The sequence below is a fragment of the Paraconexibacter antarcticus genome (assembly GCF_024220175.1).
GTDB classification, from domain to species: Bacteria; Actinomycetota; Thermoleophilia; order Solirubrobacterales; family Solirubrobacteraceae; genus Paraconexibacter; species Paraconexibacter antarcticus.
Genome location: NZ_CP098502.1, coordinates 1,515,246 through 1,533,306 on the forward strand (window position 1 = coordinate 1,515,246; position 18,061 = coordinate 1,533,306).

General features: G+C 74.0%; 17 protein-coding genes. 9 read left to right on the forward strand and 8 right to left on the reverse strand.

Annotation, left to right across the window (positions count from 1 at the left end):
- Positions 1-122 precede the first annotated feature (122 nt).
- The 3 genes from NBH00_RS07570 to NBH00_RS07580 are packed head-to-tail and all read left to right on the forward strand — an operon-like array spanning position 123 to position 3,795.
- Complete coding sequence (locus NBH00_RS07570; protein WP_254572731.1) at positions 123-1,703, forward strand: prepilin-type N-terminal cleavage/methylation domain-containing protein; 1,581 nt, start codon at positions 123-125, stop codon at positions 1,701-1,703.
- Positions 1,700-2,569: a hypothetical protein gene (locus NBH00_RS07575; RefSeq protein WP_254572732.1), complete on the forward strand. Its 870-nt coding sequence runs from the start codon at positions 1,700-1,702 to the stop codon at positions 2,567-2,569. The genes NBH00_RS07570 and NBH00_RS07575 overlap by 4 nt, the downstream gene beginning before the upstream one ends.
- Positions 2,566-3,795, forward strand: coding sequence for a hypothetical protein (locus NBH00_RS07580; protein ID WP_254572733.1), 1,230 nt, complete (start codon positions 2,566-2,568; stop codon positions 3,793-3,795). Before NBH00_RS07575 ends, NBH00_RS07580 begins: the two co-directional genes overlap by 4 nt.
- 34 nt (positions 3,796-3,829) lie before the next feature.
- Here the strand turns inward: NBH00_RS07580 and NBH00_RS07585 are convergent, their stop codons facing one another.
- Complete coding sequence (locus NBH00_RS07585) at positions 3,830-4,291, reverse strand: c-type cytochrome (RefSeq protein ID WP_254572734.1); 462 nt, start codon at positions 4,289-4,291, stop codon at positions 3,830-3,832.
- Entirely contained in the window at positions 4,288-4,731 is a 444-nt protein-coding gene (locus NBH00_RS07590; protein WP_254572735.1) for a hypothetical protein, read from the reverse strand. Before NBH00_RS07590 ends, NBH00_RS07585 begins: the two co-directional genes overlap by 4 nt.
- Positions 4,732-4,954: 223 nt before the next feature.
- Between NBH00_RS07590 and NBH00_RS07595 the strand changes: the two genes are divergently transcribed.
- A complete protein-coding gene (locus NBH00_RS07595; protein WP_254572736.1) occupies positions 4,955-6,337 on the forward strand; it encodes an MBL fold metallo-hydrolase in 1,383 nt (460 codons plus the stop codon).
- A gap of 78 nt (positions 6,338-6,415) precedes the next feature.
- Here the strand turns inward: NBH00_RS07595 and NBH00_RS07600 are convergent, their stop codons facing one another.
- A complete protein-coding gene (locus NBH00_RS07600) occupies positions 6,416-7,114 on the reverse strand; it encodes a VIT1/CCC1 transporter family protein (RefSeq protein WP_254572737.1) in 699 nt (232 codons plus the stop codon).
- Positions 7,115-7,229: 115 nt separating this feature from the next.
- On the opposite strand from NBH00_RS07600, the gene NBH00_RS07605 reads away from it, so the two are divergent.
- Positions 7,230-8,069 carry a COG4705 family protein gene (locus tag NBH00_RS07605; RefSeq protein ID WP_254572738.1) on the forward strand — a complete coding sequence of 280 codons (840 nt, stop codon included), beginning with the start codon at positions 7,230-7,232 and terminating at the stop codon, positions 8,067-8,069.
- A 107-nt stretch (positions 8,070-8,176) separates the two neighbouring features.
- The gene (locus NBH00_RS07610) at positions 8,177-8,875 is read left to right on the forward strand and encodes a C40 family peptidase (RefSeq protein WP_254572739.1); all 699 of its coding nucleotides are present in this window, start codon (positions 8,177-8,179) and stop codon (positions 8,873-8,875) included.
- Between the two features lie 140 nt (positions 8,876-9,015).
- Here NBH00_RS07610 and NBH00_RS07615 read toward each other — a convergent pair whose 3' ends face one another.
- The 3 genes from NBH00_RS07615 to NBH00_RS07625 form a co-directional block, all read right to left on the reverse strand.
- Positions 9,016-9,777: an FAD:protein FMN transferase gene (locus tag NBH00_RS07615; RefSeq protein ID WP_254572740.1), complete on the reverse strand. Its 762-nt coding sequence runs from the start codon at positions 9,775-9,777 to the stop codon at positions 9,016-9,018.
- A gap of 71 nt (positions 9,778-9,848) precedes the next feature.
- Positions 9,849-10,220 (reverse strand): FMN-binding protein, encoded by a 372-nt coding sequence (locus NBH00_RS07620; RefSeq protein WP_254572741.1) that lies wholly within the window; start codon positions 10,218-10,220, stop codon positions 9,849-9,851.
- A gap of 26 nt (positions 10,221-10,246) precedes the next feature.
- Positions 10,247-11,569, reverse strand: coding sequence for a ferredoxin reductase family protein (locus tag NBH00_RS07625; protein ID WP_254572742.1), 1,323 nt, complete (start codon positions 11,567-11,569; stop codon positions 10,247-10,249).
- Between the two features lie 239 nt (positions 11,570-11,808).
- On the opposite strand from NBH00_RS07625, the gene NBH00_RS07630 reads away from it, so the two are divergent.
- Positions 11,809-12,834: a hypothetical protein gene (locus NBH00_RS07630; RefSeq protein ID WP_254572743.1), complete on the forward strand. Its 1,026-nt coding sequence runs from the start codon at positions 11,809-11,811 to the stop codon at positions 12,832-12,834.
- Positions 12,835-12,858: 24 nt separating this feature from the next.
- Here the strand turns inward: NBH00_RS07630 and NBH00_RS07635 are convergent, their stop codons facing one another.
- Both NBH00_RS07635 and NBH00_RS07640 read right to left on the reverse strand, forming a co-directional pair.
- Complete coding sequence (locus NBH00_RS07635) at positions 12,859-14,505, reverse strand: AMP-binding protein (RefSeq protein WP_254572744.1); 1,647 nt, start codon at positions 14,503-14,505, stop codon at positions 12,859-12,861.
- On the reverse strand, positions 14,502-15,143 hold the full coding sequence (locus tag NBH00_RS07640; RefSeq protein ID WP_254572745.1) for a TetR/AcrR family transcriptional regulator: 642 nt from the start codon (positions 15,141-15,143) through the stop codon (positions 14,502-14,504). Before NBH00_RS07640 ends, NBH00_RS07635 begins: the two co-directional genes overlap by 4 nt.
- A gap of 159 nt (positions 15,144-15,302) precedes the next feature.
- Here NBH00_RS07640 and NBH00_RS07645 point away from each other — a divergent pair, with 159 nt between their 5' ends.
- Both NBH00_RS07645 and katG read left to right on the forward strand, forming a co-directional pair.
- A complete protein-coding gene (locus tag NBH00_RS07645; RefSeq protein ID WP_302182715.1) occupies positions 15,303-15,710 on the forward strand; it encodes a Fur family transcriptional regulator in 408 nt (135 codons plus the stop codon).
- Between the two features lie 62 nt (positions 15,711-15,772).
- Positions 15,773-17,983 (forward strand): catalase/peroxidase HPI, encoded by a 2,211-nt coding sequence (gene katG, locus NBH00_RS07650; protein ID WP_367401287.1) that lies wholly within the window; start codon positions 15,773-15,775, stop codon positions 17,981-17,983.
- Positions 17,984-18,061: the final 78 nt, after the last annotated feature.

Below are 18,061 nucleotides of genomic sequence, written 5' to 3' on the forward strand. Positions count from 1 at the left end.
AGCGGCATCGACCGACCGTCCAGGCGGACCTACCGAGAAGCGGGGGAGCACCATCGTCCGTTCGGTGACGCGGGGCCCGACAGCAGGGGCGGCGGGACCCGGCGACCGATGGAGAGAAGGGAATGGATCGCCAAGTGCTTAAGGACGAGCAGGGCTTCACCCTGATCGAGGTCATGGTGGCGTCCCTCGTGCTCGTGACCGGCATGCTCGCCGTGCTCACGTGCATCACGCAGGCGCAGTCGGCGACGTTCTCGACGCAGTCCCGCACGACCGGGCTCGCGATCGCCCGCGAGGTCACCGAGGTCGCTCGCTCGGTCCCCTACGACCAGCTCGTGACCGCGAACCTCGTGCCCGCCGTCCAGGCGCGGGCCGCGCTCGCGGACGATCAGGCCGCAACCCCCGGCTGGCAGATCCGGAGCGGCAACGCGATGTTCACGGTGTCGGTCGGCGTGTGCGCGGTCGACGACTCCCGCGACGGCCTCGGGAGCCACGACGCGGGGCAGTTCTGCGCCACCGGGGCGACGGGCACGAGCGCCGCCCAGTGCAGCGCGCTCCTCCAATCCTCGGGGCTCGTCGGGCTGCCCGGGGCCGGCGTCTCGGCCTCCGCGAACGCCGGCCTCGGAGACTGCGGGCTCGACGTCGACGGCGACGGGCAGACCGACGGCCTCGTGAGCACCTCGGCGACGAGCTGCAGCAGCAACTGCGACACGAGCCCGGCCGACGTCAAGCGTGTCGTCGTCCTCGTGCGCTGGGACCGCGGGATGGGATCACGCTACGTCCTGGAGGGCACCACGATCGCGAACCCGGGGCTCTCCGCGGCCCCCGCGGTGACGAGCGTCACGACCTCGGCGACCCTCCCGGTCATCAGCACCGACGTCACCTCGCTCCCGCTCACGGGGACGGTCTCGGCCCCCGCGGCGGTCGTGTCCACCTATCTCGACGGGACCCAGATCGGCAGCGCGACGCCGTCGGGCGCGAACTGGAGCTTCATCTGGCCGCTCGGGACGGTCTCGACGGGCGACCAGCCCGGGGCCGGCGAGGTCGTCGACGGGAGCTACCTCCTCGGCATGCGCGCCGCCGACAGCCACGGGCAGTTCGGTCAGACCCGGTCGCTGACGGTCATCCTCAACCGCCGCGCCCCGTACGCCCCCCAGGGGCTGCTCGCCGGCCGCAACGGGACCGCGGTGGATCTCGAGTGGCAGCCGAGCCCCGAGCGCGACCTCATCTCCTACCGCGCGTACCGGAGCACCGGCACGGGGTGGACCCTCGTCTGCGAGGTCACCGGCGTGGCCTGCGAGGACCCCTCGCCGCCCGCGACCGGCACGCCGTCGTACACGGTCGTCGCGGTGGACAAGAACCCGGCGGGCGACGCGCGCGAGGGCGCGCAGGCGCCCCCGGTCGCGGTCCCGGCGTCGAACACGGCGCCGCCCCCGCCGACGAACCTCGTCGCGACCTCGTCGTCCGGGACGACCGTCCTGACGTGGACGGCAGGCGCCGCCGACCCCGATCCCGGCGACACGGTGGACCACTACGTCATCTACCGCGACGGCACGACCTACGCCTATCGGTACGACCGCACGGCCGACGCCTCGGCGACGACCTGGACCGACACCCACGTGGACGGCGCCACCCACACGTACTACGTCACGGCCGTGGACACCCACCTCGCCGAGTCGGTCGCCCTGGGTCCGGTGACCGTATGACGTCCGCCCGGCATCCGCGCGGCGACCGCGGCGAGATCTCGCTGCTCGGGCTCCTCATCGCCACGGTCCTGTCGCTTGGCATCCTCGTGTCGGTGCTCGACACGTTCGACCGTGCCGAGGCCAATGCCCTCGCGACGACGGCCCGCAACGACAGCCAGGACTCAGCACGCGCGGCGGGTGACGAGATCACCGCCGCCCTGCGCAATCTCGCGAGCCCGACGCCTGATCAGCCGCAGGCCATCGACCGCGCCACCCCGTTCGACCTCGTCTTCCAGGACGTCGACCCGCTCGGGCCCAACAGCGGCGCGAACACCGCCAACGTGCGACGCGAGCGCTGGTGCCTCAGCGGCACGACGCTGTACGGGCAGCGCCAGACGTGGACCACGGCGGCCGTGCCGGCGATGCCGTCCGTCGCCGCCTGCCCCGGGACGGGCTGGGGCTCGACCCGGGTCGTCGCAGAGCGCCTGACGAACGGCGCCTCACGGCCCCTCTTCACCTACGACTCGACCGTCCTGACCGACATCGCCCAGGTGCACGTCGACCTCTTCGTGCGGGCGAACGGGCGCGTCGACGCGCTCGAGAGCCCCGTCTCAAGCGGTGCGTTCCTCCGCAACCAGAACCGCCGGCCCTCCGCGGCGTTCACGGCCGCGGCCACCCCGCAGGGCATCGTGCTCAACGCGAGCGCGTCGGTCGACCCGGAGAGCCAGTCCCTGACGTATACGTGGCTCGACGACGGGACGGCGGTCGGCACCGGGGTGACGCTGACGTACAAGGTGACCACGGGGACGACGCACAACCTCAGCGTCCGCGTGTCCGACCCGGCCGGGCTCACGGCGACCTCCGCGGTCCAGGCGGTGGTCGGATGAGCCCGCGGCGCCGTCCCCGCTCCGGTGACGACGGGGGCTGGGTGCTCGTGACGAGCATCATGATGCTCGCGATGATGCTCGTCATCTCGGCGAGCGTCCTGAGCATCACGAACGTGCAGATGGGACAGGCGCGCGTCCAGCGGGTCCGGGAGACGGCGTTCAACCTCGCGGAGGCCGGCCTGAACGGGCAGATCTTCTCGCTCGCACGGGACTGGCCCGGGGCGGGGGCGGCGGCGAATCCCTACCCGGTCTGCAGTGGCTCCGTCTCCTCGTCCCGCTGCCCGACGACGAGCCAGATCACGAGCCTGATCCCCTCCGCGGACGCGACCGGGGCGACGTGGCAGACGGTCGTCCGCGACAACGGGACGCCCGGCACGGCGAGCTTCTACTCCGACGCGCTCGTACTCGCCCAGCCGGCCTACGACGCGAACAAGGACGGGCAGCTGTGGGTCCGCGCCACCGCGACGGCGCAGGGGAAGAGCCGGACGGTCGTCGCGCTCGTCCGTGCCGACCAGCAGGACGAGGACATCCCGCACGCCGCGCTCATCACGGGCCGTCTCAGCATCTCGAACATGGGGAACAAGACGATCATCGACGCGAGTGCGGGCGCCGGCGTCGCGACCGCGACCGTGCGCTGCGTCCCCGCGCCGAACGAGACGACCGCATGCCTCGGGCACCCGGTCGGGCAGCCGCCGATCGGCAACACCGTGGCGGATCTCGCGAGCTATCTCGGCAAGCAGCTGACGCCGAACGTCACGACGACCGGCTACGCCGGTGGCCCGGCGATGACGCCGGAGGCACGGGCCCGGCTGAAGGCGACGGCGATCGCCGACGGCACCTACTTCACCGGCTGCCCGCCGACCCTCACCGGCCACGTCGTCTACATCGAGGCGGGCAACTGCTCCTACACGGGCAACAGTGTCTTCAACTCCGCGACCGACCCGGGCATGGTCCTGATGGCGACCGGCACGCTCTACCTCGGCGGCACGACCGTCTTCAACGGCGTCCTCTACCACGCGAACCTCGCGAACGACACCGGGCCTGTCCTGCAGCTGCAGGGCAACACGAACGTCATCGGCGGCGTCCTCGTCGACGGTGACGGCCAGACGATCGCCGGCTCCTCGAAGGTCAACATCCAGCTCTCGCAGTCCGCCTTCCGCGCGGTCAAGAGCTACGGCTCGGCGGGCATCATCCAGAACACCTGGCGCGAGATCCGGGGCAGCTGAGGGCGGCGGCGCAGCGGCTCCGGGGTGGGGCCGCTCACCCGCCGTCGCCGTCCTTCTTGCCGCCGCTCCCGCCGCCCGCCGCCGACACGGTGTGGATGAACGTCGCGACCGCCCTGATCTCCTCCGCGCTCATCCGGGAGGCGTAGTCGGTCGGCATGAGCTTCGCCTCGTAGCCCTCGGCGATATCGGTACGCGGGTCGGTGACGTTGCCGGCCGTCTCGCGGACGGGGTCCGAGTCGGTGTCCAGGCGCGGTCCGAGCTTGCCCTTTGCGCCCGTGGCCGCGATCGCGTGGCAGGCGTCGCAGCCCTCGGACTCGAACTCCTTCGCGCCCTCCGCCGCGGTGGCGTTGCGGGCGATCGCCTGCTTGGCGACCGTGACGGCCGCCGTCTTCGGCGCGGGGTCACCGGCCGGCGGGCCGCCCATGCCGGCGCCCGCGATCGCGAGCCCGAAGGCGACGACGACGAGCGCGGCGAGCGCCGTCCGCACGGGGGTCATGCCGTCACCTCGGTCCGGCCGCGGACGCCGGCGCCGGCGCCCGCGCCGCCCGCCACCAGGGCCAGCCCGGTGAGGAGGACCGCGGCGGCCTCGGCGACGACGATGATGGTGGCCGTGGCGTCGTATCCGCCCTCGGAGAACCCGAAGAAGCTCGAGTTGTGGGAGAAGAGGATCGAGACGAGGGCGCCCACGTTGATCGCCAGCGAGCCCGCCACGAACAGCGCCGTCCGGCGGGCGATGAGCAGCAGGATCGTCACGGCGGACCCGATCGCGTTGAGGAGGAAGAGCGGCCCGACGATCTCGACCTCGGCGTAGCCGCGGTGGAAGAGGCGGGCGTGCTCGAGGCCTCCGACGGCGACGGCGACGGCCGCGGCGGCGAGGAGGGCGAGGGCGACGGGCGGGGGGTGGCTCGGCTCGGTGAGCGACTTGAGTGTGGGCATGCGGGCGAAGCTACCCGGGGGGCGAGCGGGTATGCACGGCGGCGCCATCCGGGCACGGAGGGTCAATGAGAAGGCTCTCAGGGGACAAGCGGCGATGCGACGGCGTGACAACCGGATGGCCGCGTAGTTGCATGCAGGTCATGGACGTCCCCCGTCCGCTGCCCGAGGAGCTCGCCACCCTCGTCGCCGTGCCCGCCCGCCACCGACCGCTGGAGCCCGCCCGATGATCTTCCGCCAGATCACCCACGACGACCTCGGCTGCGCGTCCTACCTCATCGGGGACGAGCACGCCGGCGCCGCCGCCGTCGTCGACCCACGGTTCGAGATCGACGTCTACCTCGAGCTCGCGCGCTACATGGGGGTGCACATCGAGCACGTCCTCGAGACGCACGACCACGCCGACCACGTGTCGGGCCACGGGCGCCTCGCCGCCGCGACCGGCGCGACGATCCACGTCCACCGCCAGGCGGCGCCGGACTACGAGCACGAGCCCTTCGACGACGGCTGGGAGCTGCAGCTCGGCACGCTGACCGTGCGCGCCCTCCACACACCGGGGCACCGTCCGGAGCACACGGCGTTCGCGCTCGTCGACACCGCCCGCGGCCCGGAGCCGTGGGCGGTCCTCAGCGGCGACACGCTCTTCGTCGGGGACGTCGCCCGCCCGGACCTCGCGATCGAGAAGTCCGAGGGCGCTCGCGGCATCCACCGCTCGCTCACCGAGAAGCTGCTCACGCTCCCCGACACGTGCGAGGTCTGGCCCGGCCACCTCGGCGGCTCGATGTGCGGCGGGCCGGGGATGGACATGAAGATCTCCTCGACGATCGGCTACGAGCGCGCGCACAACCCGGTGCTGCGGATCACCGACGAGGACGAGTTCGTCGCGCAGTCGCTCGCGAAGCTCGGCCCGCAGCCGCCGAACTTCCGGAACATCGTCGCGCTGAACCGCGGTCCGCTGCTGACGGCGGGCGTCGAGGTCCTCCCGCTCGCGCCGCGCCAGGTCGGGCAGCAGCGCGCGGCGGGCGCGCTCGTCGTCGACGTCCGCACCGACCTGCAGTTCGACGAGGCGCACATCCCCGGGGCGGTCTGCATCCCGATGCTGCGGGCCGGGTTCGGCTCGAAGCTCGCGTGGGTCGCCGACCACGACCAGGACATCGTCTTCGTCGGGCGCGACGACGAGGACGGGCGGCACGCCGCGACGCTCGCGGTGGCCATCGGGCTGCGCCGGCTGACGGGCTTCCTCGCCGGCGGGATGACGAGCTGGCGGCAGGAGGGCAACCCGACCGACACCACCGCGCGGGTCGAGCTCGAGGACCTCGCCGCCCGGGTCGACGCCGACCCCGGTCTCCAGCTGCTCGACGTCCGGGAGCAGGCCGAGTGGGACGCCGGGCACATCCCCGGGGCCGCGTTCCGGCCGTGGCACGACATCGACGCGCTCCCCGGCGGGCTCGACCCCGCCCGGCCGATCGCCGTCCTCTGCGGCTCGGGCCAGCGGGCGGCGACCGCCGCGAGCCTCCTGCGGCGGGCGGGCGCCCGCGAGGTCCTCCACGTCGTCGGCGGCGGCGTCCCGGCGTGGGGGCGGCTCGGCCGCCCGCTCGAGGTCGCGTGAGCGGCGACGTCCTCCTCGCGGCCTCGTCCGGACGCGCGATCGGCGCCGGCCGGGCCCGCGGCGCTCGGCCGGCCCGGGTCAGACGGCGCTGCCGACGACGGCGCCGATGGCGGACGTGACGGCCATCGCGATGACACCCCAGACGACGACGCGGACGGTGCCGCGACGCTGGTCGGCGCCACCGAGGCGCGCGCCCACCGCGCCGAGGGCGGCGAGCGCCAGGACGGTCACCGCCACGCAGAGGGCGACGCGGACGCCGCTCGGGACCGCGGCCACCGCGACGACCGGCACCGCGGCGCCGATCGAGAACGAGAGGGCCGAGGTCCACGCCGCCTGCAGCGGCTGGGCGCCCCCGTCCGTCTCGAGGCCGAGCTCGTCGCGCGCGTGGGCGCCCAGCGCGTCCCGTTCGGTGAGCGCGACGGCGACCTCGCGCGCGAGGGCGGCCGGCACCCCGCGCCCCGCGTAGATCGCGGTGAGCTCGTCGAGCTCGCCGGCCGGGTCCTCGCGCAGCTCACGTCGCTCGAGCGCGAGGTCGGCGTGCTCGGCGTCCCGCTGCGAGCTCACCGAGACGAACTCGCCCGCCGCCATCGAGAGCGCGCCCGCCACGAGCCCCGCGATGCCCGCGGTGATGATCGCGCTGCCGGAAGCGCCGGAGGCGGCGACGCCGAGGACGAGGCTCGCGGTGGAGACGATGCCGTCGTTCGCTCCGAGGACGGCGGCCCGCAGCCAGCCGGTGCGGTGCCCGAGGTGGCGTTCGCCGGCGAGCGGATCGGTCATGCCCCGCACGGTACCGGCGGGCCCGTTCAGGTGCGATTCAGGTGCGGTGCGGTTCCCTGCATGCTTCCGCCCCTCCGCCCTCGCCCGCCCGATGCCGCCGGGAGAAAGGATCCGTATGACACGCCCCCGCCTCTTCAGCGGTCCCGAGCCGCTGGCCCCGAAGGTGCCCGAGATCACCGCGATGTTCTGGCTCATCAAGATCATCACGACGGGCATGGGGGAGGCGATGTCCGACTTCCTCGGCCAGCAGAGCGTCCCGGCGGCAGGCGCGATCGGCATCTTCGGCATCTGGTTCGGGCTGCGGCTGCAGTTCCGCGCGACCGAGTACCGCGCGCCGGTCTACTGGTTCTGCGTCTGGATGGTCGCGATCTTCGGCACGATGGTCTCCGACGGCCTGCGAGACGGCGCCGGCATGTCCTACAGCGTCGCGACGGTCATCTTCTCGATCGTCACCGCCGCCGTCTTCGTCCGCTGGTACCGCAGCGAGAAGACGCTCTCGATCCACTCGATCGTCACCCGCCGCCGCGAGGTCTTCTACTGGTCGGCGGTGCTGGCGACCTTCGCGCTCGGCACGGCGTCGGGCGACTGGACCGCGATCCAGCTGAAGCTCGGCTTCTTCCCGTCGGCGCTGCTGTTCGGCGGCATCATCATCATCCCGGGCCTGCTCTGGTGGCGCGGGAAGCTCAACCCGATCGCGGCGTTCTGGGCGGCGTACATCGTCACCCGCCCGCTCGGCGCCTCGTTCGCCGACTGGTTCGGCAAGCCGCACGACGCCACCGGCCTCGGGCTCGGCGACGGTGTCGCCAGCGGCCTCATGCTCATCGTCTTCTTCGCGCTCGTCGCCTGGGTCACCGCGCGCAAGAACGACATCCAGGAGCCGGGCGAGCACTGGCACCTGCCGCACCCGCATCTGCCGCACGGCGCGGGCCTGCGCGCCCAGCCCGCCGAGGGCTGAGCGGGGGCACCCGGCGTCGGACATCCGTCCGGCGCCGATCCGAACCCCCGTCCGGGGGCGGACCCCGCGTCTCAAGCGGCGCACGGGCCGGGTCGATCCCGGGTGGGATGAAGCGCCTCGCCGCCCCGCTCCTCGCCGCCGCACTGCTGCTCGCGCCGGCGGCCCCCGCGAGCGCCCACCACCGCCACCACTCGTCTGGTGAAGGCGCCGGCGGCCCGAGCGAGGTCGCCGGCCCCGTGCTCCCCGTCTCCCAGGGGGCGGACCCCGCCGGCCAGACGACGACGCAGACCGGCGAGAACCCGGGCACCGCCGACCCGCTCCTGCCGGACCCCGGGTTCCTCCCGCCCGTCGCCGTCACGACGACGACGCTGACGATCGTCAAGGGCAGGGTCGCGAAGCTCCGGACGGACGGCCTCGCCGCCGTCCCCCACGACGCCCCGGCGGCGGTGCGCGCGATCATCCGCGCGGCGAACACGATCGTCGGCAAGCCGTACAAGTGGGGCGGCGGGCACGCGCGCCTGCGCGACACGGGCTACGACTGCTCGGGCGCGGTGAGCTACGCGCTCATCGAGGCCGGCCAGCTCGGCACGGCGATGGTCAGCGGTGACCTCGCGAAGACCTTCGCCGCCGGCGCGGGCCGCCACGTCTCGGTCTACGCGAACGCGGGCCACGTCTACATGGAGGTCGCCGGGCTGCGCTTCGACACGAGCCCGGTCGGCGACCCGGGCGGCCGGGACGGCGTCCGCTGGCGCCCGGTCATCGGCCGCCGCGCCGGCTTCCACGCGCGGCACCCGGTCGGGTTGTAGCGCGGAGCGAGCCCCGGCGGCGTGCGGTCAACCGGGGGATATGCCCCCACGAGACCGCACGCCGCTCGGCGGCCGGGGCGGGCACGGGTCGCCGTGCGGCCAACTGGGAGATATACCCCCACCAGACCGCACGCCGCCGCTCAGCTCACGCGCAGCGCGTCGAAGCCCGGGGTGAGCCGGACGGTCCCGTCGGCCAGGACGACCATCGCCTCGACGTCCGGCTGCACGGCGAGCCACTCCGCGCTCGCCGGCCCCATCGCGAACGCGGCCGTGGCGAGCGCGTCGGTGACCGCGAGGTCGCGGCCGACGCAGGTGACGGCGAGGACGCCCGCGGGCGGCGCACCGGTCGCCGGCACGACGATGTGCTCCCCGCGGCGGGCGGTGCCGGAGGTCGCGACGCAGAGGTCGGTGAGCTCGAGGACGGCGGCGACGGCGTCGCGCTCGAGGGGGTGCTCGATGCCGATGCGCCAGCGCTCACCCGGAGCGGGCCGGCCGCGGACGACCATGTCGCCCGCCGCGTCGACGAGCGCGTTGCGGACGCCCGCCGCCGCGAGGATGTCCCACGCGCGGGCCGCGGCCCAGCCCTTCACGTAGCCCGCGGGCTCGACGGCGCCCGGGTGCCCGCCGCAGCCGGGCCGCTCGCGCGCGCCGGGCATCGCCGCGGCCGCCGCCGCGTCGAAGGCGCCCCCGGTCCGCTCGCGCAGCGCGTCGCACGCGGCGAGGACCTCGGCCACCCGCGGGTCGCAGCCCCCGAGCGTGAGCTCGCCGCGGTTCAGCCGGGCGATCTCGCTGTCGGCGCGGTAGGTCGAGAACGTCGCGTCGACCCACTCGAGCCAGGCGAACGCCTCGGCCACCGCGGCGCGCGGGACGACCGCGTCCCGGACGTCGATCGCCACGGGCATGCCCATGACGTGCCGCAGCACGCAGGCGGGCGCCGCCTCGGCGGCGCCCGGAGCGGGTGACGCGGCCCGGCTCAGAGCCCGGCCTTGCGGATCGCGGACGCGAGCGACGTGTCGTACGCGCGGCTCGTGTCCGAGGCGCCGGACACGCCGTGGATGCGCGCGCTCTGGGCCTTGAGGACCTCCTGGCGGAGGATCGGCAGCGCGTTCGCGTTGATGCGCGCGGACCGCGGGCGCTCGGTCGGCGCGGTGGCCGACACGCCGATGATCTTCCGTCCGCGGACGAAGATGTTCACCTTCACCGCGCCCCACCGCATGTTCACGGTCGGGCCCGAGACCTTCTTCGACGTGGCGGCGAACGCGGGGGCGACGTTCGCGACGGCGCTGAGGGGCATGACGACGAGGGCGCCGGCGCTGAGGGCGGCGTGGATGCGGCGGGTCTGCATGGGATGGTGCTCCTGGGTGGTGGGGGTCAGAGCGCGAAGCGCTCGGTGTGGAGGTGACGCCGGCGGACGCCGAGGGTCCGGAGGTTGCGCGTGACGGCGTCGGCCATCGCGGGCGGGCCGCAGACGTAGACGTCGCGGTCGGTGACGTCGGGGACGAGCTCGCGCAGGTGGGCGGGGGAGAGAAGGTGGGCGGCGTCCGGGTCGCGGTGGTCGCCGGCCAGGACGTGGAGCGTCGCGCCGCGGGCGGCGACGAGCGCGGCGAGCTCGTCCTCCAGGCCGGTGTCGCCGGCCTCGACGACGCGGTGCACGAGGACGACGTCGCCGTCGAGCGTCTCCAGCAGCGCCCGCAGCGGCGTGATGCCGATGCCGCCGGCGACGAGCAGGACCTTGCCCGACGCGGCCCGGCGGCGGGCGGCGGTGAAGCTCCCGAGCGGCCCCTCGGCGAGGACCCGCGTCCCGGGCCGCAGGTCGGCCAGGCGCCGCGAGAACGTCCCGGTGCCCTTGACCGTGATCCGCAGCGACCGGCCGTCGGGGGCGGCCGACAGGGAGTACGGGTGGGCCTGCCAGACGCGGCGCACGTCGAGGAAGCGCCACAGGAAGAACTGGCCGGGGTGGGCCCCGAGGCGGTGCAGGCGGCGTCCGGTCAGGTGGATCGAGACGACGCCCGGCGCCTCCTCGACGACACGCGTCACGCGCAGGCCGTGCACGGCACCGCGCAGGAGCGGGCGGACGACCCGGAAGGCGAGGAGCAGCGCGAGCGTCGCGGCGTTCAGGACGTACCAGTACGTCTGCGCGGCACCGGGGAGCGTGAGGTCGTTGCCCGTCGGCACCTCGTGGAGGTAGCCGAGGACGATGCCCGCGTAGACCGACAGGTGGACCGCGTACCACGCCTCGTGCCGGACCCGCCGCCGGACGATGACGAGCGACGTGACGACGACGAGCACCATGAGGCCCGTGCCGATCGTCGCCGCGAGGATGTGCGGGTAGTCCTTCAGCAGCGAGGAGATCTCGGCGCCGAGGCGGATCTGGTCGGTCTGCTGGTAGCCGGCGGTGATGAGCCCGACGTGGGCGAGCAGGAGCAGGATGCACGCCTTGCCGTTGCGCCCGTGCCACACGGTCAGGCGGTCGAACCCGGTGAGGCGCTCGAACCACGGGATGCGCGCGAGGAGGACGACCTGCACGAGCGCGCTGTACGCCGCGAGCAGGCCGGTGATGCGCCCGGCGCTCGTCAGCCGGTCGGCGGTCGTGTGCGCCTTCGTCAGGCCGCCGCCGTGCAGCCAGAGGTCGACGACGACCGCGAGGTTCGCGAGGAGGACCGCGGCGACGAGCCACGCGACGGGGCTGCGCACGCCGGTCGTCGGCGGCGCGGACGGCGCTCGCCGGGCGGCCGAGGCGCGCGGAGGCGCGAGGGCGACCGGGCCGGCCGTGGCGTTCGGGTCCTCGAGCCTCGACGACCGACCGTAGACCGGCTGTCTGGGAGAACCATGAGAGGTCGGTCAAGGGGAGGCAAAGGTTGTCCGCGTGCCGGCTCCGGCGCGTCCCGTGGCCCGCCCGTGGCCGGGATTCCGCGGGGTGTAGGCTCGGCGGTATGCGGCGGCGACAGGGGGCTCGCGGTGCCGGCGTGTCGCTGCTGGCGACCGTCCTCCTCGCCGTGCCCGCCGGGGCGCTCGTGACGGCTCCGGCCCGCGCCCATGACCCGGCCCCGCCGCCCCCCGCACCCGCTCCGGCGCCGCCCCCGCCGCCCGCCCCGGTCGCCGCCCAGGCGGTCGACCGCACCTACCGCGGCTCGCACGTCCGCGTCACGATCCGCGGGGACGACATCGCCCTCGACGCGAGCGGTGCCACCGGCGCGCTCGGCTGGCGGCTGCGGCTGCCCGGCGCCGTGCGCGTGACGATCGCCTGCAGCGGCGACATCGTCGACCTCGACCTCGGCGGCCTCGCGGCCGGCGACCCGCGGCAGTACGACGAGGTCGTCTCGCCGGACCCGGCGACCGAGACGGTCCACGTGCCCGCGCCGGGGGCCGCCGGCCTCGTCGCGGCCGGCGCGAACGGCTGCCGCGCGGTCGTCTCCGAGCCGCTCGGCTACGTCCTCGACGACGTCGTCGTCGGCTTCGACCCGGAGACCCGCAAGGCCCTCTACCGCCGGAGCCTCGACTCGCTGGACCGCAACCGCCAGGCGCTCGCCGCCGACGAGGCCGCGCTCACCTCCGCGCTGACCTGGTTCGTCTCGCACAGGAACGACCTGCGGGCGTGGGGGCCCACCGCCGACGGCCGCGTGCCGGGCGAGGCGGTCCTCCGCCTGCGGCTCGTCACGAGCCTGCGGGCCGTCGCCCTGCGGCCCGCCTACGACGACCTCGTCTACCTGCTCGTCCCGCCCGACGGCCGGCGCTCGCGCAGCAAGCTCACGCTCGTCGCGAAGTCCACGTCGATCGGGGCGAAGCTCGTCGTCCTCGGGCGTGACCTCTTCGGCGGCCGGCAGCGCTACTGGCTCTACGACTCGCACGGCCGGGAGCAGACGTACGCCGGCGAGAAGCCGCCGTACCCGGCCTGCAGCGACCCGGTCCAGCCGTCGCGCTGCAGCGTCGACCAGGGCCCGGGCCGCCGCCTCGGCTGAGCCGGCTCCGCCTCCGCGTCCCCGTCACGCGGTCCGCACGCCGGCCGCGTCGTGCAGCCCGAGCAGGTCGACGGACTCCTCGCGCATGACGTTCTTGCGGACCTTGCCGGTGACGGTCATCGGGAAGGCGTCGACGCACCGCACGTACCGCGGGATCTTGTAGTGCGCGAGCTTCCCGGTGCAGAACTCGCGCAGCGCCGCCGCGTCGAGCTCCGCCGCGCCGGGGCGCAGCTGCACCCACACGCAGAGCTCCTCACCGTACTTCTCGTCCGGCACGCCGATGACCTGCGCGTCCGCGATGTCCGGATGGGTGTAGAGGAACTCCTCGACCTCGCGCGGGTAGACGTTCTCGCCGCCGCGGATGACCATGTCCTTCGAGCGGCCGACGATGTTCAGGTAGCCCTCGGCGTCCATCGTGGCGAGGTCGCCGGTGTGCATCCAGCCCGCCGGGTCCTTCGCCTCGGCCGTCTTCTCCGGGTCCTCCCAGTAGCCCCGCATGACGGAGTAGCCGCGGGTGCAGAACTCGCCCGTCTCCCCGCGCGGGACGGTGCGGCCCGTGACCGGGTCGATGATCTTCACCTCGACGTGCGGCCCCACGCGGCCGATCGAGCCGACGCGCCGCTCGAGCGGATCGTCCTTGCGCGTCTGGGTGGAGACGGGGGAGGTCTCCGTCATCCCGTAGCAGATGGACACCTCGCTCATGTGCATGTCCCGCACGACGCGCTTCATGACCTCGGCGGGGCACGGCGAGCCGGCCATGATCCCCGTCCGCAGCGACGAGAGGTCGTGCCCGTCGAAGCCCGGGTCGGCGAGCATCGCGATGAACATCGTCGGGACGCCGTAGAGCGACGTGCAGCGCTCGGCCGCGACCGCCGTGAGCGTCGCCGCCGGGTCGAAGCCCGCGGCGGGGATGACGACGCACGCGCCGTGGCTCAGCGCCGCGAGGTTGCCCATGACCATGCCGAAGCAGTGGTAGAACGGGACGGGGACGCAGATGCGGTCGGCCTCGGTGTACGAGCACAGCTCGCCGACGAAGAACCCGTTGTTGAGGATGTTGTGGTGGGTGAGCGTCGCGCCCTTCGGGAAGCCCGTCGTGCCGCTCGTGTACTGGATGTTGATGGCGTCGTCGAAGGCGAGCGACGCCATCCGCCCGGCGAGCGCGTCCGGGTCGACCGGCGTCGCGGCGAGCGCGCCCCACGCGACGTCGTCGAGGAAGACGACGTCCTGCAGTCCCGAGAGCTCGCCCGTGACCTCGGCGACCATCGCGCGGTAGTCGCTCGTCTTGAACGCGGAGGCGCTGAACAGCAGCTGGACCCCGGACTGGCGCAGCGCGTAGGCGAGCTCGTGGGTGCGGTAGGCCGGGTTGACGTTCACGAGGATCGCGCCGACCTTTGCCGTCGCGTACTGCACGAGCATCCACTCCACGCAGTTGGGCGCCCAGATCCCGACGCGGTCGCCGGCGCCGATCCCGTGGGTCAGCAGCCCGCACGCGAGCCGGTCGACGGCGGCGTCGAGCTCGGCGTACGTCAGGCGGACGCCCTGCTCGCAGGAGACGACCGCCTCGCGATCCGGGTGGGCGGCGGCGATGCGCTCCAGGCAGGTGCCGATCGTCTCGCCGAGCAGGGGGGTCGGGGACGCGCCATGGGCGTAGGAGAGGGCGGGGGCGGTCATGGCCCGACGCTACCGGACCCCCGCGTGGTCCCGTAGAGCGCGCCGAGCCAGATCTCCGCGAGCGCGGCGGCGGCCTCGGCGGGGTCGCCGAGCGGACGGTGGCCGAAGCGCCTGATGAGGAACCGCTCGTTGAGCCAGACGAGGGCGGTCGCGACGGCCGCCGGGTCGGCGACGGCGCTGCGCCCCGCGGTGATGTCGCGGCGGATCCGGACCGCGACGTCATCCGCGATCTGCGCCCCGAGCGACGCGTAGAGCCGGCCGAGGTCGGCGTCCTGCGTCGCCTCGTCGGCGAGCGCGCGCATCAGGCGGCCGTCGGCGACGTACGCGTCGGCCAGGTCCGCGAGGACGCGGCGCAGGGCCGCCGGCCCGTCCGCGGCGCTGCTCGTCATCCACGGCAGCGCGAGCAGCTGCAGGTGGGCGCCGACCTCCTCGAGGAGCGCGAGCAGCAGCTCCCGGCGGTCGGCGAAGTGCTCGGTGAAGGCGCTGCGGGTTAGGCCCGCCCGCCGGGCGACGACGTCGATCGAGACCGCGCGCCAGGGGTACTCCTCCACGAGTTCGCGGGCGGCGCCGAGGATGCGTGCGCGTGTCGCATCCTGGCGCCGGCGATGTCGGAGCTGCAGATCCGGCCGGACGGGCATGGCGCGGGACCCTAGCCCCGTCGCTCAGGATCCCGGCGCGACTGCGCGCTCTGTGGAGATACCGCACCCGCTCCGTCACAAGGTGGGCGGCTTTTCTGGACCCGTTCCAGAACGCGTGGCATACTGCCCCCAGTGCCGGCGACCGCGGAACTCGAGCGCATGCTGCGCGGGGCCTCCCTGCGCGTCACCCGCCCCCGGGTCGCCGTCCTGTCCGCCGTCCACGACCACCCGCACGCGGACACGAACGCGATCACCGCGAGCGTGCGAGCCGGCCTCGGCGAGGTCTCCCAGCAGGCCGTCTACGACGTGCTCGGCGCGCTGACGGCCGCGGGCCTCGTCCGCCGCATCTACCCGCCGGGCTCCGTGGCACGCTACGAGGCCCGGGTCGGCGACAACCACCATCACCTCGTCTGCCGGTCGTGCGGCGCGATCGCCGACGTCGACTGCGCCGTCGGCTCCGCCCCGTGCCTCGCCGCGGACGACCACCACGGCTATACGGTCGACGAGGCCGAGGTCGTGTTCTGGGGCCTGTGCCCCGCCTGCAGCACCACCACCCGCAGCACCTGACCACACCCCTGAACCCCGAAAGGGTCCCCTTGTCCGAGAAGCCTGACGCCGAAGTTGGAGAGATGAACGATGACGCGAGGGTGGCGACGCCCACCGCGTCCGGTTGTCCCGTGGGCCACGAGCGGGCGCCCCACCCGACCCAGGGCGGCGGCAACCGCGGCTGGTGGCCCGACCGCCTGAACCTCAAGATCCTCGCGAAGAACCCGGCGGTCGCCGACCCGCTCGGCCCGGACTTCGACTACGCCGAGGCGTTCAAGGCCCTCGACCTCGCGGCGGTCAAGCAGGACATCGAGCAGGTCATCACGACCTCCCAGGAGTGGTGGCCCGCGGACTTCGGCCACTACGGCCCGTTCATGGTCCGGATGGCCTGGCACAGCGCCGGCACCTACCGCATCAGCGACGGTCGTGGCGGCGCCGGGGCCGGGCAGCAGCGCTTCGCCCCGCTGAACAGCTGGCCGGACAACGGCAACCTCGACAAGGCCCGTCGCCTCCTGTGGCCCGTGAAGCAGAAGTACGGCCAGAACCTCTCCTGGGCCGACCTCATCGTCCTGGCCGGCAACGTGGCCCTGGAGTCGATGGGCTTCGAGACGTTCGGCTTCGCCGGCGGCCGCGCCGACGTGTGGGAGCCGGACGAGGACGTCTACTGGGGCCCGGAGACCGAGTGGCTCGGCGACGAGCGCTACACGGGCGACCGTGAGCTCGAGAAGCCGTTCGGCGCCGTGCAGATGGGGCTCATCTACGTCAACCCGGAGGGCCCGAACGGGCACCCGGACCCGCTCGCCTCCGCGCGCGACATCCGCGAGACGTTCGCCCGCATGGCGATGAACGACGAGGAGACCGTCGCGCTCATCGCCGGCGGTCACACGTTCGGCAAGACGCACGGCGCGGCCGACCCCGACGAGTACGTCGGCCCCGAGCCCGAGGGCGCCCCGCTCGAGGAGCAGGGTCTCGGCTGGCGCAACTCGTACGGCACCGGCAAGGGCGCCGACACGATCACCTCGGGCCTCGAGGTGACGTGGACGTCGACCCCGACGAAGTGGTCCAGCGGCTACTTCGACAACCTCTTCGGCTACGAGTGGGAGCTCTCCAAGAGCCCGGCCGGCGCGAACCAGTGGGTCGCGAAGGACGGCGCCGGCGCGGGCACGATCCCCGGCCCGGCGCCGGACTCGCCGCCCCGCGTGCCGACGATGCTGACGACGGACATCGCGCTCCGGGTCGACCCGGAGTACGAGAAGGTCTCGCGCCGCTTCCACGAGAACCCCGACCTGCTCGCGGACGCCTTCGCCCTGGCCTGGTTCAAGCTCACCCACCGCGACATGGGCCCGAAGTCCCGCTACCTCGGCCCCGAGGTCCCGGCCGAGGACCTCGTCTGGCAGGACCCGGTGCCGGCGCCGTCCGGCGACCCGATCGGCGCCGCGGACATCGCGGCGCTGAAGGCGGACGTGCTCGCCTCCGGCCTGTCGGTCGCGCAGCTCGTGTCGGTCGCCTGGGCCTCGGCCTCGACGTTCCGCGGCAGCGACAAGCGCGGTGGCGCCAACGGCGCGCGCATCCGCCTGGAGCCGCAGCGCAGCTGGGAGGTCAACGACCCCGAGCAGCTCGCGACGGTGCTGAGCGCGCTCGAGGGCATCCAGCAGGCGTTCAACGCGAAGGGCGGCGCGCAGGTGTCGCTCGCCGACCTCATCGTGCTCGCCGGCGGTGCCGCGGTCGAGCAGGCGGCGAAGGCCGGCGGCGTCGACGTCGAGGTGTCCTTCACGCCGGGCCGGACGGACGCCACGGAGGAGCAGACCGACGCGGACTCGTTCGCGCCGCTCGAGCCGGTCGCCGACGGGTTCCGCAACTACCTGTCGGGCCGTCACCACCTCACCGCGGAGTACCTGCTCATCGACCGGGCGAACCTCCTGACGCTCAGCGCGCCGGAGATGACGGTCCTCGTCGGCGGCCTGCGGGTCCTCGGCGCGAACGCCGGTGGCTCCACGCAGGGCGTGCTCACCGAGCGGCCTCAGGCGCTGACGAACGACTTCTTCGTCAACCTCCTCGACCTCGGGACGACGTGGTCGGCGACGGCGGACGACGCGGGCTCGTTCGAGGCCCGCGACGCCTCCGGCGCGGTGAAGTGGACGGGCAGCCGCGTGGACCTCGTGTTCGGCTCGAACTCCGAGCTGCGCGCCCTCGCCGAGGTCTACGCGAGCGACGACGCCCGCGAGCGGTTCGTGCACGCGTTCGTCGCCGCGTGGGCGAAGGTCATGGAGCTCGACCGCTTCGAGCTCGCCTGAGCCGAGCCCGGCGGGAGGCCGGCCGCCCCGTGCGGCCCGCCCCCGGGCGATCGCGCGTCCGCCGGCCCGCGGGTTATC